The sequence below is a fragment of the Flavobacterium shii genome (assembly GCF_025847235.1).
In the GTDB taxonomy this organism is placed as follows: domain Bacteria; phylum Bacteroidota; class Bacteroidia; order Flavobacteriales; family Flavobacteriaceae; genus Flavobacterium; species Flavobacterium shii.
This window is the reverse complement of sequence record NZ_JAOZEW010000018.1, coordinates 45374-61295: the sequence shown is the minus strand read 5'-3', so window position 1 is coordinate 61295 and position 15922 is coordinate 45374. Positions and strand designations below refer to the sequence as shown.

The 15922-nt window shown below is 32.3% G+C and carries 14 protein-coding genes; 8 read left to right on the top strand and 6 right to left on the bottom strand.

Going from position 1 to position 15922, the window contains the following annotated elements; genetic code table 11:
* Nucleotides 1–130 precede the first annotated feature (130 nt).
* From OIU83_RS16565 to OIU83_RS16555, 3 genes are all read left to right on the top strand, one after another.
* A complete protein-coding gene (locus OIU83_RS16565; protein ID WP_264207376.1) occupies nt 131–814 on the top strand; it encodes a response regulator transcription factor in 684 nt (227 codons plus the stop codon).
* Nucleotides 815–888: 74 nt separating this feature from the next.
* Nucleotides 889–1968: a sensor histidine kinase gene (locus OIU83_RS16560; RefSeq protein WP_264207375.1), complete on the top strand. Its 1080-nt coding sequence runs from the start codon at nt 889–891 to the stop codon at nt 1966–1968.
* A 170-nt stretch (nt 1969–2138) separates the two neighbouring features.
* Nucleotides 2139–3431 (top strand): OprO/OprP family phosphate-selective porin, encoded by a 1293-nt coding sequence (locus OIU83_RS16555; RefSeq protein WP_264207374.1) that lies wholly within the window; start codon nt 2139–2141, stop codon nt 3429–3431.
* 241 nt (nt 3432–3672) lie between these two features.
* On the opposite strand, the gene OIU83_RS16550 is transcribed toward OIU83_RS16555, so the two are convergent.
* The 5 genes from OIU83_RS16550 to OIU83_RS16530 all read right to left on the bottom strand — a co-directional run bounded on the left by OIU83_RS16550 (nt 3673) and on the right by OIU83_RS16530 (nt 10852).
* Nucleotides 3673–4740: a glycosyltransferase gene (locus OIU83_RS16550; RefSeq protein WP_264207373.1), complete on the bottom strand. Its 1068-nt coding sequence runs from the start codon at nt 4738–4740 to the stop codon at nt 3673–3675.
* Nucleotides 4741–4905: 165 nt separating this feature from the next.
* A complete protein-coding gene (locus OIU83_RS16545) occupies nt 4906–5439 on the bottom strand; it encodes a hypothetical protein (RefSeq protein WP_264207372.1) in 534 nt (177 codons plus the stop codon).
* Nucleotides 5440–5503: 64 nt separating this feature from the next.
* Nucleotides 5504–8929, bottom strand: a complete 3426-nt coding sequence (locus tag OIU83_RS16540; protein ID WP_264207371.1) for a hypothetical protein — start codon at nt 8927–8929, stop codon at nt 5504–5506.
* Nucleotides 8930–9078: 149 nt separating this feature from the next.
* Nucleotides 9079–10338: an aspartate kinase gene (locus tag OIU83_RS16535; protein WP_264207370.1), complete on the bottom strand. Its 1260-nt coding sequence runs from the start codon at nt 10336–10338 to the stop codon at nt 9079–9081.
* Between the two features lie 34 nt (nt 10339–10372).
* Nucleotides 10373–10852, bottom strand: a complete 480-nt coding sequence (locus tag OIU83_RS16530; protein WP_264207369.1) for a GNAT family N-acetyltransferase — start codon at nt 10850–10852, stop codon at nt 10373–10375.
* Between the two features lie 174 nt (nt 10853–11026).
* Here OIU83_RS16530 and fbp point away from each other — a divergent pair, with 174 nt between their 5' ends.
* A complete protein-coding gene (fbp, locus tag OIU83_RS16525; RefSeq protein WP_264207436.1) occupies nt 11027–12034 on the top strand; it encodes a class 1 fructose-bisphosphatase in 1008 nt (335 codons plus the stop codon).
* 122 nt (nt 12035–12156) lie between these two features.
* Here the strand turns inward: fbp and OIU83_RS16520 are convergent, their stop codons facing one another.
* Entirely contained in the window at nt 12157–12588 is a 432-nt protein-coding gene (locus OIU83_RS16520) for a TerB family tellurite resistance protein (protein WP_264207368.1), read from the bottom strand.
* Nucleotides 12589–12781: 193 nt separating this feature from the next.
* Here OIU83_RS16520 and OIU83_RS16515 point away from each other — a divergent pair, with 193 nt between their 5' ends.
* The 4 genes from OIU83_RS16515 (at nt 12782) to OIU83_RS16500 (ending at nt 15849) form a co-directional block, all read left to right on the top strand.
* Complete coding sequence (locus tag OIU83_RS16515) at nt 12782–13375, top strand: HupE/UreJ family protein (protein WP_264207367.1); 594 nt, start codon at nt 12782–12784, stop codon at nt 13373–13375.
* Nucleotides 13376–13378: 3 nt separating this feature from the next.
* On the top strand, nt 13379–13810 hold the full coding sequence (locus OIU83_RS16510) for a deoxycytidylate deaminase (protein ID WP_264207366.1): 432 nt from the start codon (nt 13379–13381) through the stop codon (nt 13808–13810).
* Nucleotides 13811–13889: 79 nt separating this feature from the next.
* On the top strand, nt 13890–15467 hold the full coding sequence (locus tag OIU83_RS16505; protein WP_264207365.1) for a S41 family peptidase: 1578 nt from the start codon (nt 13890–13892) through the stop codon (nt 15465–15467).
* Between the two features lie 16 nt (nt 15468–15483).
* A complete protein-coding gene (locus OIU83_RS16500) occupies nt 15484–15849 on the top strand; it encodes a nuclear transport factor 2 family protein (RefSeq protein ID WP_264207364.1) in 366 nt (121 codons plus the stop codon).
* Nucleotides 15850–15922: the final 73 nt, after the last annotated feature.

The window sequence follows — 15922 nt, the reverse complement described above, 5'->3', positions numbered from 1 at the left end:
TATGAGATTAAATTACGGTTAACACTACTTTTTAACAGTCGATTTATTATTATCTTTACACTCGCAACGAGAATCATTGAATGTTATATAGTATAAGTATCAGTGAGATAACCCAATTTTTTTGCTTTTTATGAAAAAAACACAAACTAAGATTTTACTAGTAGATGATGAACCGGATATTTTAGAAATTGTTGGATATAACCTATCTCAGGAAGGATATCAAATAATTACAGCATCAAACGGAAAAGACGCAATTGCGAAGGCTCAAAAGGAATTACCAGATCTTATAATAATGGATGTGATGATGGCCGAAATGGATGGTATGGAAGCTTGTGAACATATCCGGAAAATTCCTGAGTTGAATAATGTAATCATTACCTTTTTAACCGCAAGGAGTGAGGATTACTCTCAAGTTGCTGGTTTTGATGCTGGTGCAGATGATTATATTACCAAACCAATAAAACCAAAGTTATTGGTAAGTAAAGTAAAAGCATTGCTAAGACGTTTAAAAGAACAAGAAGTTAGTAGTGATACTTTAAATGTAGGTGGAATCGAAATTAATCGCGAAGAATATAAAATCGTGAAAGATAACGTTGAGATCGCTTTGCCCCGAAAAGAATTCGAATTATTTTATTTATTGGCTTCAAAACCTGGAAAAGTATTCAAACGTGATGAAATTCTTGATAAAGTTTGGGGTAATGAAGTAGTAGTAGGAGGAAGAACGATTGATGTTCACATTCGAAAATTGAGAGAAAAAATTGGAGAAGATTTGTTTAAAACAATCAAAGGAGTAGGTTACAAGTTTGAGGTTTAAATAAGAATTCCAAAACAAACAGCTTAATGCAAAGAAATGAAAATTATCTTTGTATCAAGCTATGCATGAATTAAATGAAAATAAGTTTTAAAAAAACCTATAAGTTTGCTGTTAAGTCAGCGCTATATATAAGCCTCTTTGCTACAGGATTTGTAATGATTTTGATTTTGTTATTTTTCAAAAATAAATCAGAACACCTAATATTATTTGGGCTGGTGTTTATTGTATCAGTATATGCATTCTCATTTGTAGTTATTCAATATCGTGTAGAACGATTTATTTACCGAAGAGTAAAGAAAATATACGATGATGTTTCATTATTAGAATCCAGTACGCTCATAAACCAGCCGATTACTACCGACATGGAAACGCTTTCGCGTGAAGTCAAAAAATTTGCTACCGATAAGAAGCTAGAAATAGAAATGCTCGAAATTCGTGAAGAATACCGTCGAGAATTTCTAGGGAATGTTTCGCATGAGCTTAAAACACCATTATTTACGGTTCAGGGATATATCTCGACATTATTGGATGGGGCGATGGAAGATAAAACCATTCGTAAAAAATATCTTAAACGTGCCGAAAAAGGTGTGGAAAGGTTAATCTACATAGTTGAAGATTTAGATATGATAACTAAATTGGAAACAGGTGACTTAAACTTGATAATCACCGATTTTGATATTATCGAACTTATCCAGAATGTTTTTGATTTATTGGAAATGAAAGCCGATAAAAAGAAGGTGAAATTAACTTTCGAGAAGAAGTTTCTTCAGCCTATTTTGGTAAAAGGTGATAAAGACAGAATTCAGCAAATACTGGAAAACCTGATTGTAAATTCCATTAAATATGGTAAACAAGGAGGAACTACAGAGGTTGGAGTGGTAAATCTTACAAAGAAAAAAGTACTTGTTCGTATTAGTGATAATGGAGAAGGAGTAGAGAAACAAAATATACCAAGACTTTTTGAACGTTTTTACAGAGTTGATAAAAGTGGAGCCCGATCTGAGGGTGGCTCAGGTTTAGGACTTGCAATAGTAAAACACATTATCGAAGCTCATAAAGAAAAAGTTTATGTGGAAAGTGAATTTGGTATTGGTTCGGAGTTCTCATTTACACTCGAAAAAGCTCATAAATCTACTAGTGTCGAGGTTAAATAATTGTAAGTATAAAGGAGAGAATTTTCATGTAATTCTTACGCTTTAACACTGACTTAAACAATTGTATTACCGCTTAATATTAAATTCTCATTATAATAACATCTTGGTAACGTTATGTTAACCTTGATAGGTGAATTTTGTACGCTGAACGAGGAGTTTAAAAAAAAGAGATGAGAAAAATTTTAATTGTGGTTTTGTCTTTAATGACGGGTTTTGTCCATGCACAAGATGTAAATAAGGATGAAATAAAGAAAGAAGTAATTCGTATTTTAGACTCTATAAATAAAGTAAAACTTGTTGAGACAAAATCTGGAGTTAGTAACAATGAACATTGGTACGATAAGATTTCTCTGCGAGGTTATGCACAAATAAGATATAATGGCTTGTTTTCTACCAATGATAAAGTTTCCTGCGAACAGTGTGATAGATCTTGGGGAACTACTTCGACCGAGCCAGATGCAAAATCTAATAATGGTCTTTTTATAAGACGTGCCCGATTAGTTTTTTCAGGGCAAATTCATCCCAATGTATATTTTTATTTTCAGCCAGACTTTGCTAGTTCTCCAAGTACTGGAATAAATAATTTCGTTCAGATTAGAGATATTTATTTTGATGTTTCTTTTGATTCAAAAAGAGAATATCGTGTTCGTGTAGGGCAAAGTAAGATTCCTTATGGTTTTGAAAATATGCAATCTAGTTCTGTTCGGCTTGCTTTGGATAGAAACGATGCTATGAATAGTGCTATATTAAATGAACGTGATTTAGGAGTGTTTTTTTATTGGGCACCAAGCGAAATCAGAGAACGTTTTGCCATGTTGGTAAAAGATGGTTATAAAGGCTCAGGAGATTATGGTGTTTTTGCTTTTGGAGTTTACAACGGACAAATTGCAAATAAACTTGATGCTAACAGAGATTTAAATGTTGTTGCGAGAGTAACCTATCCTTTTGTAATAGGAAGCCAAATAATAGAACCCGGAATTCAGGCTTATACTGGAAAATGGGCATTCACGAGCGAGATTTCACCTGAAGTTTCGATAGAAAATAAACAATATGTTAAAGATCAAAGAATAGGGGCAACTTTTGTTTTGTACCCGAGACCTTTTGGGATTCAAACAGAGTATAATATTGGTAAAGGACCTCGTTATAATAAAGAAACTAATAGTGTTGATATAACAAGTTTAAATGGAGGTTACGTTTTATTAAACTATAAATGGGATTTAGGTAAGCAACTATTATATCCTTTTGCAAAATTTCAATATTATGATGGAGGAAAAAAATACGAAAAAGATTCTAGAAGTTATGTTGTAAGAGACTACGAAATTGGTGTAGAATGGCAACCTATCAAAGCATTAGAATTAACAGCAGAATATGTTATTGCCGACAGAAGGTTCGAGGATAGCGCATTACCTAACAATCGGCAACAAGGAAATTTGTTGAGAATACAAGCTCAATTTAATTTCTAAAACATGAAAAATATTCAGTTCTTAACTAGATAATATGGGCTAAAAATATTAACGATACAACTTGATTTTTCCCTATCTATATAAAGCAAAATACCTCACCATATAAGTGATATAAGTTCATTTAAGGTGGTATCTAAAACTTATATTTTCTTAAATGACTTATATGGTTTAAGAGATAGAGTTAGCATTTTACAATAGATGAGAACTATGTGTGTAGAAAAACTGATACAAATGGAGTTCTTTATTTTTCAAAAACAGAAAATAATGAGCTCCATTTTATTTTTCCTTTATATTGAGGCAATCCATCATATTCTTGAATTTTTGCAAGATCTTCGATTTTAAAATCATCCTGTAACGCATAAGGAACAAGGCCTTCTTCTTGTAGTTTTTTGGCTAGATATATTTGTTCATATTGCCCGGGAGTTGGTATAAAGAAAGCTTTCTTTTCTAGTTTTACCAAGTCCATAACGGTTGTATATCCTGAACGACATAAGATTTGTTCACTTTCATTAAAAGTTTGTTCAAGCTGTCGTGTATTCATAAAGTTATAATACGTAACATTTTCTACCTGTTCTTTTTTCTGATCTTTTTCGACAATACCTTTCACAAAAACAACTTTGCCATTGTAGCGGGCAACTTCTTTTTTTAACTTCTCTTCCAAGTAGCCTCGTTGAGGTTCAGGTCCGGATAAGATCACCATTAGGTCATATACTTTAGGCGTTTCTTTTTTGCGCATTCTACTCAAAGGACCTATGTATTTTAGTTTGAATTTTTTACTTTTTAAATGTCCTAATTCTCCAGTTAGATTAGGCTTCTTTTTCATGTCGGGAACCCAACATTCGGTATATTTTTTTATAATATATTGATGGCATTTACTTGTAAACCAAGTAGTACTCCCAGTCATTACATTTAATTGATGTGTGATGAAAACCGAAGGTACTTTCTTGCTGTAAACACCTAGGCGATTATCTGAAATAATACCATCAATACCATATTTTTTTATCCAGGATTTTACCATTTTTTTTTCGTCCAAAACAGCTTCAATCATTTTAGGACAATTTTTGATTAATTTCCACTTGAAGTTTTTACCGTTTTTTGCGTATTCTATTTGGTAAGAAGGCAATTCTAGCGTCTGGATATATGGAAACTCTTTTTTTAATAATTCCAAAGCAATTCCATCCGAAGCAATTATTGGGATATAGTTGTTTTCCTGTAGCGCCTTAATTATAGGGATGCATCTTGTTGCGTGACCTAAACCCCAATTTAATGGAGCAATTAGAATAGTTTTATTGGTTGAATCTAAAGTCATATAAGATTGGGTTATGTTAAGTTAACCCTGCGAAAGGTACAAATAGTAAGTGTTTTCCTTATTTGTAAATGTTTACTAAAATATTAAGTTATTATTTTAGTAAAAATAAAAAAGGTTAGACAAATAACAAGTCTAACCTTTTTAAGTTTGTTGAAAAAAAGCTTTTTATTGTTGGATATAAGTCTTATTTCCGTTAGAATTAATGTAGTATTTTCCGCCTTTTGGACCAGTGTATACTTTTTTACCATTATATTCTCCCGTAACTTTATCGGCAACTTTTGGAGCTTTTTCGTTGGTTTCTTTAAGTGTTTTTGATGTTGTCGCTTTAGTGTCAGATTTAGCTTTGTCTACAGTTTTTGTAGCTGCTTTAGTGTCATCTTTAGCTTTTGTTACTTTTTTTGTAGCAGCATCTCCTGTTTTGTCAGCTTTAGCTTTAGTATCAGCAGCTTTATCCTTTACAGTTTTTGTTGCTGCAGAAGTTTCTTTAGTTGCTTTTTTCTCTACAGCTGTTTTAGAGTCTGTTGCTGCTTTAGTAGTAGCAGCTTTCTTTTCTTTAGGATCAGCTTTAGTAGTAGCTGCCTTCTTTTGTTTTGCCGTTTCTGTTTTAGCTTTGGCTTTAGTAGTTTTTGTAGCTGTTTCTTGTGCGTAAAAATTACCTGAGAAAATGAAGATAAAACAAAGTAATAATAGTTTTTTCATGTTGTTTAAGTATTAAAATTCATAATAAAATTAATGAATTTATTTTAATATTTTCTAAAATGTGTTAAAAATAAGCTCTTAGTTGAATATTTCCTGTGTGAATAGTTGATCCAGTCTCGCCTTTTCGACCTTGATAGTTAACATTAACATCCAAAAATTGTGTTATATTTTTCTGTAACAGTAATCTCCATACCAGATTTTGTCCAGTTTGTAGTCCTTCTAGCATTTGAAATCCTACAGATGAGAATTCGTTTCCTGTAAATTTATTTTGGTAAAAAGAGAATTCCCCATTTAAGGTCACTTTTTTATCACCGGCATAGGAAAATGATGTTCCTAAGCGGGTTTGTTTCAAAGTTTCTTCTTCACCGATTTGATTATTTTTATTCTGAATCTCATAAAAGAAATCCAAACTTGTATTTTTAGAAAACAGGTAACTAATTTTTGGAGCCAACTGATATCCTGTTAACCTATAGTTTTTTTCAGGAAAGCTTTCCGAAATAAGATCTGTTTGTATGGTTTTAGTAAAAAATCCAAATAACCAGCTTTTTTGATATAAATGAGAATATTGCAATTGATGTGAACTATTTGTGGCTTGTTGAGATCCTATTGTAAGTAAGTTTTTGCTTTTGTTTTGCAAATAAGTATAGGTTGTTGAATGTTTTTGCTTGCCTCGATTATAGAATAAGCTGTTCCTAAAACTGGAATTTAAACCCAGAACATTTTCTTCTGATGAACTAAAAGGATTGAGCTCAAAACGATCTCCATTACTCTTTACTTTTCTATCTAATATAAATGAGGTTTGATTATAGAAATAGGAAATTATTTTTTTTATTCCAGTTTCATTTAACCATTGATTTGGGTTTAATGTTACAGATTGCGAAAACTTATTTTGATTTGTTTTAATGTAAATTCGATTAGGTAAAAATATCCTAATATATTTGGCTTGATCTATAAATGCTGCAACTTCAAATTCCTGTAATTCCTGAATTCCGTTATTATTATAATCATTCCAGGTATAGACACCCTTTCCTGCAGGAACTTCCAGATAAGTATAATCTTGTTGAGGAATAGTCCCAGAGCTGGTTTCATATGCTGTGGTAGTTAGGATAAATTGATTGAAAAAACGGTCGTTATATAGAATTCTTGAATTTAAGGAAGGTTCTCTTTTTTTGGATGCATCTTCAAATTCCAGTACTCTATAACTTGCAAATACGGATAAATCGCTTTTGGCAGTTTGTATTAGCTTAGACCTAAAATAATATGTTTGGGAGTTGTTTACATGTTGTAATAATCCATTTTGTAAACTATCATTGCTTCGTCTTAAGAAGCCTAATTCAACAAATACTTTAGTACTGTCACCACGACCTATAAATAAACCGTATTCATTGAATCTTTGGCTTAAAGCCGAAAATTGATTTGTTTCTTTACTCTTTTCCTGATTGTCCTCGAGTTGTATAGTTCCTCCAATCCAATTTTTATTAAAATGATAACGAGCTTGCGATTGATTTCTTAAAAATGTAGATGTAGATACAGTGCTGTTACTATTTAATAAGCTTCCTTGATTTTGAATAACCCAATTTTTTAGTTTAAAAAGACCATTAAGAGTATGTCGGCTTCCGGAGTAGTTTTCGGTAAAATCTAAATTTTCAAATTGATAAGTTGCCAATCCTATATCCGAAGTCTTTTTTTGAGGGAATAAATCAAAATTTAATCCGGAAATCAATAAACTCTGATTGCCAAATTGAGTTGCCGGTAAATTCCAATCACGATTAAACTCAATATTATAAAGTCGCTCAACAGATTTAAAATTCTCCTGAATAAATTGATAATTTACGAATGCATCAAGATTCCAGCTTTTTGTAAATAAACGTTGTTTTGTATTTATTTTGGCAGCAATCCCTTTATTATTTGCGTCTTGCAAATTGGAAAATAAATTCTCGTCATGGTTGCTAACGCCTATCTCAAAATCGAAAGCAGTCTTTTCGGTTGGATTATATTTTCCTAAAAAGGTAGCAACTTGCAATTTTATAGGAGCAACCAGTTTAATAATAGGAGCATAATTTCCCTGCGGAATACCATTTACAGGAGCAACATATTCGTAGATTCTATCTATAGTATTTACGTTTTTAAGGATGTAATTCCCAGCTAGCGCACCAACCAGATTAAATTTCACATTATATAATTCGTCTTTTGGATCATTGGAGAATTCATAGACTTCCGCTCCATTGAGAATTATTTTTCTATAGAGAATTTTATTTGCAGAATAGGTATCTGCGTAAGCAGAAGGCGCAATCATAGCATTTGTATCATCTCCGGCATTGCTTAGTATTTCGACTTGTTCCTTTGTTAGGTTTTGCTGTAATGGCTGATTTTTTAAGTCATTTTCGGAATATAAATAACCGCTAAGACTCCATTTTTTACTTTCATGTGTAACTCCGGCATAAGTAACAAATCGCGTATAGTTTTGATTGGAATATTGATATTCGATGCTTATTCGCATCTCTGAAGTTATCGTGAAAAGAGAGGTAAAGGTAATTTCTCCCGCATTATAATCGATAGTGTAATCTTTGTTTTCGCCTCGTTTTAATAAAACACCATTTACATATACTCTTTCAGAACCCGAAATTACCAGTATATATAACTCACCGTTTTGACCAGTTAGTTTATAAGGACCTTGATTTCCTTCTTTTCCGGTAATATTACTTTTGGCATATTGTCCTTTTACTATTGCTGCCGATGCAAATACATTTGTTTTATTGTCTTCGTCACCAAAATTTAAGTTTACAGCAAGGCCCTGAACCTTTTTATCAAAATTAAGGAATTGCGTTTTTTTGTTTTCAAGAAAGATATCTCCGGCTCGTAATGCCCAGTCATTACTAAATAATTCAATAAATATATTATCAAATTGATCTAGTTTTTGGGAATACCCACCATCTTGTAGCGGAATATTATTGTCTTGTAATGAAGCACGGATATTTACTTTTTCGGAAATTTTTCCGGTAATCTGAAGATCCAGATTTGAATTTAATACCGTATTCTGATTATTCCCAATAGTGATTCCGCGAGTAATACTTCCCGAAGTATTTAATCCATCAAAAGGAGTAGCTGTTTTAACATTTTTTGGTTGTATCTGATATAAAGATTCAGAAGTTACACCGTTGCTTACAATCCTGCTAGAATCATAAATTTTATACTCCTTGGTTAGGATGTCGGGAAGTTTTAAGTATTCAACCGTTAAGGAATCCGACACTATTCTATCACTTAAGAGTAATGTTCCTTTCTGGAAATTTACTTTATATAAAGTGCTGTCTATAGGTTGCTTGTTAATGTCTAAAAGTTGAAAAAAATTAGAGTTAATACTAAAGTTCTCCAAATGAATAGTATCTCGGGAAGTACCAATTTTTTTGGTTTTATAGTACGAGTTTATTTCCTGAGCATGAAGTCCAGAACAAAAAATAATTACAATCCAAAAGAGTAATTTTTTAAACATAAATACTTTAACTCCAAAACGTCAAAAGTAGTATTTAATAATTAAACTTATAAGCAGAGATTTCTTTATAAAACAAAAAAAAAGGCTTCATTTTTTAGATGAAACCTTTTGGGGATTGACAATTATGTGATTAACTTTTTAATGAAAAATTAATCCAATTCTTTCGTTACCACTTGCATGGTTTCGCGGCTTACTTGTTTTAGTAAAACAACTTTGTTTCCTTCAACAGCTTGGGCAGCTTTATCATCAAAATGACGAATTGTATATAAAGTAACATTTTCGCTGTAATCAACTTTGAATTTCTTAGAAAGAATAGCATTCAATTCATTGAAATTCTCAAATTTATCCTCTACACATACAGAAAAACTAATCGCCGAATTCTGAATTAAATTTACTTTAATTTTAAATTCATGGAATAAAGCAAAAATCTCACTGATGTTTTCTTCCATGATAAAAGAAAAATCTATCGATGAAAGAGAAATCAAAAGCTGGTTTCTTTTTACGATAAAACAAGGTAAATAAGGTTCTAAATCTACACCTTTGGAAACGCTTGTCCCTTTAAGTAATGGATTTATAAACGATTTTACATACAATGGAATTTCTTTTTTCTGTAAAGGTTGTAATGTCTTTGGATGAATAACAGTTGCTCCGTAAAATGCCAATTCGATAGCTTCACGATATGAAATTTGATTAAGCAAACTTGCATTTTCAAAATAACGTGGATCGGCATTCATTACACCTGGAACATCTTTCCAGATAGTAACACTTTCGGCATTTAGGCAATAAGCAAAAATTGCAGCAGTATAATCCGAACCTTCTCGACCCAAAGTAGTTGTAAAATTGTTTTCATCGGCACCTAAGAATCCTTGAGTAATGTTTAGCATTTTTCGCTTTACATTTTTACCAATATTTTTTTGAGTCAATTCCCAATCTACTTCAGCATCTCTGTAATTGGCATTGGTTTTTATGAAATTACGAACATCAATCCATTGTGTTTGGATACCCATAAAATTCATAAAATGACTTAAAATTGTAGTCGAAATTAATTCTCCAAAGCTTACGATTTGGTCATAAACAAAATTGTAATTAGGAGATTTATTATGTGCAAGGAAGTACTCTAACTCAGAAAAAAGTGCGTTTACAGCAGTAAAAACTTCCTGTTTTTCATTTTCGAATAAATCTAATAATATCTGATTATGGTATTTTTTTACTTCTTGAACCGATGAGTTTAATTCGGTCGATTTCTCAAAATAATTCTTTATTACAACCTCAAGAGCGTTTGTGGTTTTTCCCATAGCCGAAACTACAAGCAATACATCTTCATAACCTACTTTTTGCAAAACGTCATACACGTTTCTAATTCCTTCAGCATCTTTCACTGAGGCACCACCAAATTTGAATACTCTCATTATTATTTATTATATCTTAATTATATATTGTGTTTTAATTTTTATTTCTTTCCAGGAAAGTATCGACTCCGGCTTCATCCATTTGTACAACACGCCATTCTTCGAGAATTTTAGCGCCAGAATTTTCATAGAATTTAACCGCAGGAGTATTCCAGTCAAGTACATTCCATTCAACTCTTCTTACCTTATCCTTCTTGGCTTGTTTCATAATTTCAGAGTATAAAGCAAATCCCAAACCAGATCCGCGCATCTTATCTTTTACAATTAAATCCTCCAAGTGTATTGTTTTGCCTTTCCAGGTCGAGAATCGGTAATAGTATAAGGCAATACCCACTATTTCGGCATCGACTTCGGCCACAAATACATGAAAAAGAGGAGTTTCTCCAAAGCCGTCACGAATCAAGTCGCTTTCGGTTACCAAAACTGCATCTGGTTCTTTTTCGAATATGGCCAGCTCCTGAATCAAGCCTAAAACAGCTTTCATATCTTCAGGATTTCCTTTTCTAATATTCATAAATTCTTATTATTAATGTGTTTATAGCTAAAATAATGATTTTTTTGAACTCAATTTTTACTTTTGATTAACAAATATACAATACGGACAAACTAACTAAATAATTTTTAAATCAATTTCACAAAAAAGGCGATATTTGTGACTTCAAAAAAAAATCTACAACGATATAGTATAATGGAAGAACGCAATAAAACACTAGGAGAGTTTATTATTGAGAACCAAAAAGCATTTCAGTATTCGTCGGGAGAGCTTTCTCGAATTATCAACTCTATACGATTGGCGGCCAAAGTCGTTAATTATAAAGTAAACAAAGCCGGCTTGGTCGACATCGTTGGTGCAGCTGGTGAGCAAAACATACAAGGAGAAGATCAACAAAAATTAGATGTCTACGCTAATGAGGTTTTTATTCAAACATTAATCAATCGTGAGATTGTATGCGGAATTGCCTCTGAAGAAAATGATGAATTTATCACAGTTCAGGGAAGTGATAACAGTCATAATAATAAGTACGTTGTTTTGATGGATCCACTTGATGGTTCGTCGAATATTGATGTAAATGTTTCTGTGGGGACAATTTTTTCGGTTTATAGAAGGATTACACCAATAGGAACTCCAGTTATGCTCGAAGATTTTTTGCAACCAGGAATTAATCAGGTTGCAGCAGGATATGTAATTTATGGAACTTCGACAATGTTGGTTTATACAACAGGTTATGGTGTAAATGGATTTACTTTAAACCCGGCAATTGGGACATTTTATTTGTCACACCCCAATATGAAATATTCAAAAGATGGACATATTTATTCTGTGAATGAGGGAAATTATGTTCATTTTCCACAAGGAGTAAAAGATTATATTAAATATTGCCAGCATGAAGAAGAAGACAGACCTTATACTTCGAGATATATAGGAAGTTTAGTTTCCGATTTTCATCGAAATATGATTAAAGGTGGAATTTATTTATATCCTACAAGTAGCAAAGCACCAAAAGGAAAGCTACGTTTATTATACGAATGTAATCCGATGGCATTTATCGCAGAGCAAGCAGGAGGAAAAGCATCTGATGGATTTGATAGAATTATGGAGATCAATCCAACAGAATTACACCAGCGTGTTCCTTTCTTTTGCGGAAGCTATAATATGGTAGAAAAAGCCGAAGAGTTTATGCGTAAAGCGAAGTAGTATAAAAAACAAAACCCGACTTTTACTAAGTCGGGTTTTGTTTTTAGTACCAGTTCTAGTATTGTCTCAGCTTTTAGTACCCGTTTGTAAACTGAATACTGCGACTAAATACTGAATACTTTCTATTTATTCATATTTTGCATTTCGAAAGTAAAAGTATCTAAATCTACTTTTTTATCTACTAATGAAAGTGCTTTTGCAATAATGTAGTTTACGTTTCCTGGAGTGAATCCAAGAGCTAATCCAAGTTTTCTTAACATAAGTTCTTGAGTATCTCCTAAGTGGTGGTCTGTGTGTACCATACGAGCCAAATCGAACAAACGTTCTAGACGTTGTGAATACAAATAAGGAGCATTTATAGGGTAATTAAAAGGATCTGCAAGAATCTCTTTATACTCTTCGTCCGAAATTTCTAATCGAGAAGCCAACTTGTCTAAAAAAGCTTTTTCTTCTTGATTTGTTTTTCCATCTGCAAGAGCTACACGAACAATAGCTGAAAAATGACCTTTATTTCTTAGTTTAAATTCGCTATCAAATAAATCTGAAAATGACATAATTAATTGGTTTTTGTCCTACAAAGATAATTCTATTTTTAAATTATTAATTTTAATTTTCTCATAATTTTTATAATTTGAAGAACAGCAATTTTAACGTATTTTTATTTAATGATTTTAGAATAGCAATCTACCATTTTCAAAATTAATCGTAAGTTTACACACCCTTTATCAATTTAAATAAAAATTACCCATGTCAGATTTTTGGATTTATTTTCAAATAGGATTAAAACACGTTCTAGATATTCATGCTTACGATCACGTATTGTTTTTAATAGCACTAACTATTCCTTATGCATTTAAGGATTGGAAAAGAATTTTGCTTCTTGTAACCGTATTCACTGTTGGACACACATTGGCATTATTGCTTTCGGTTTATGGAATCGTTGCTATTAAAGTAAATATTGTCGAATTTTTAATTCCGATAACGATTTTAATAACAGCATTTTTTAATTTTTTTACAGCAGGAAAATCATCTAAAACAGAAAGTATTAATCTGGTATTTTTTATAGCGCTTTTCTTTGGGATTATTCACGGACTGGGATTTTCTAATTATTTTAAAACAATATTAGGAGGTACAGCAAGTTCAAAATTAATTCCCTTGGGAGAATTTGCATTAGGGATTGAAGCGGCTCAGATTATTGTGGTTTTTATAGTTTTAATTCTCTCTTATATTGTACAGACTATTTTTCGTTTTTCAAAACGCGATTGGACTTTGGCGATGTCGGCATTTATAATAGGAGTTGTTATTCCTATGGTTATTGAGAGCGAAATATGGAAGAGATAGAATATGGAAAATAAAAAATTAAATAGATACGATAAAGCCTATTTGCGTATTGCAAAAGAATGGAGCTTATTATCGTATTGTAAAAGAAAACAAGTTGGTGCAATTATCGTAAAAGATCGTATGATTATTTCTGATGGTTATAATGGTACACCATCCGGTTTTGAAAATTGCTGCGAAGATGAAGATGGATTAACGCGTTGGGATGTTTTGCATGCCGAAGCAAATGCAATTTTAAAGGTAGCAAGATCTACCCAGTCTTGCGAAGGAGCAACGTTGTATATAACGCTTTCTCCGTGCAAAGAATGTAGTAAGTTAATTCACCAATCGGGAATAAAAAGAGTGGTGTATCATAATGGATATCGCGATGATTCGGGGATTCAGTTTTTGATAAAAGCAGGTATAGAAGTCGAGCATATTCCAGTGCTGGAGGAGTAAAAAAACATTTTGATTCGAGACCAATATTTATGAAGAATAGCGATAGCACATTCCAGTAAAGAACAAATAGTATCTTCATATGAAATTCAATCCGAAATATTTGCCAATAGTTATTGGAGTAACTTTAGCTCTGGGGACGGTTCTTGGGAGTTTCTTAAGTACTCCGGCACAGGATCAATTCCTAGCCAAAAATAACTCTAAAAATAAACTCAATAAACTAATTGATTTTATTAATAATGAGTATGTAGATAGTGTAAATACCGATTCTATAGTTAATCTTACAGTGGATAATATTTTGTCTAAATTAGATCCACATTCAGTTTATATTCCGCCAAGCGAACAAGTAGAAGTTGCCGAAAGTATGAAAGGTGATTTTGTAGGTATCGGAGTGAATTTTTATATGTATAAAGATTCAGTTGCGATAATAAAACCTGTAGAAAATGGCCCTTCGGCAAAAGCAGGTATTCAGGCAGGAGATAGGATTTTGTATGTAGGAAAGACAAAATTGTTTGGAAGAAGACTTCCATCGGATAGTTTATTTGCCAAATTAAAAGGAGAAAAGGGAACAGAGATTGAACTGACCGTTTACCGAAAATCAGAACAAAAGAAATTAAAGGTTAAGATAAAGAGAGATGTTATTCCGATAAAAAGCGTCGATGTTTCGATGTTATTGGATAAAAACACCGGATATATAAAGATCAATCGTTTTGCCGAAACAACTTTTGGCGAATTCAAGGCTGGTTTAACTAAGCTAAAGCAAAAAGGAATCCAATCACTTATTATCGATCTTCGGGATAATGGAGGAGGTTATATGGAAGAAGCCGTTGCTATTGCCGATGAATTCTTAAAAGACAAACAACTTATCGTTTTTACTAAAAATAAAAATGGGCAAACCGAAAAAACATACGCAACAGGAGAGGGAAGTTTTGAGAACGGGAAAGTATCTATACTAATTAATGAAAACAGTGCTTCGGCAAGTGAGATCTTGGCTGGAGCAATACAAGATAATGATCGTGGAATTATAATTGGTCGCCGTTCGTTTGGGAAAGGATTGGTGCAGCGCGAAATGGATTTTAATGATGGATCTGCTGTTCGATTAACCGTTGCGAGATATTACACGCCCACAGGACGATCTATCCAGAAGCCATATAGTCATGGAAATGAAGATTATTTTAAAGAATCGGATTCCCGTTTTAAAAATGGAGAATTATATAATAAAGACAGTATTAAAGTAGTTGATACATTAAAATATAAAACACCCAAAGGTAAAATTGTTTATGGCGGCGGCGGAATCGTGCCAGATGTTTTTGTGCCTATAGAAATAGAGCACGGAAGTGAAGGTTCGGCTTATTTATTGCAAACAGGCATTGTAGGTCATTTTGTTTTTGAGCAATTGGATAAAAACCGAAAAGTATTTACAGGATTAAATTATCAAGAGTTTGTGTCAAAAATGCGAGCAACAGATGATTATTTTAATACCTTTCAGAAGTATCTTTTCCAGAATGGATTAGATTTAAAATTGGATAAAAATAAAGCAATTGTTAGCCGTTATATCACAGCCGAATTTGCCAGACAGTTATATGGTGAAATTTACTATTATGATGTGATTTTGAAAAACGATGCTATGATCAAAGCAGTTCTAAATCAGAAAAAATAACCCTAATTTTTTTCAAATGGAAGTAAAGACTATTGTAAATGCCGAAATTGAGTTTTTAACAGCAATTAAAAATGCTGATGTTTTAGCTCTGGAAAAATCCCTTCATGATGATTTGTTGTTTAATTTACCCGATGGACAAACTATTACAAAGGAAATCGATTTGGATTCGTATCGTTCCGGTAAAATAAAAATCGATGTATTAGAAGCTTCAGATCAAATTATTAATATAATTGGTGATACGGCAGTTGTAGGTGTTACGATTTTATTAAAAGGAGAGTATGGTAATGATTTCTTAGATGGAGTTTTTCGATATATTAGAGTTTGGAAACAATTTGAGGAGAATTTAAAAATCATTGCTGGAAGTTGTACACAATTGAAATAGAATTAACAAAATTAAATAAGACTTAGCGAATTTTGCGTATTCCAATCCCGAAACGTCGTTACGGGATTGTGAG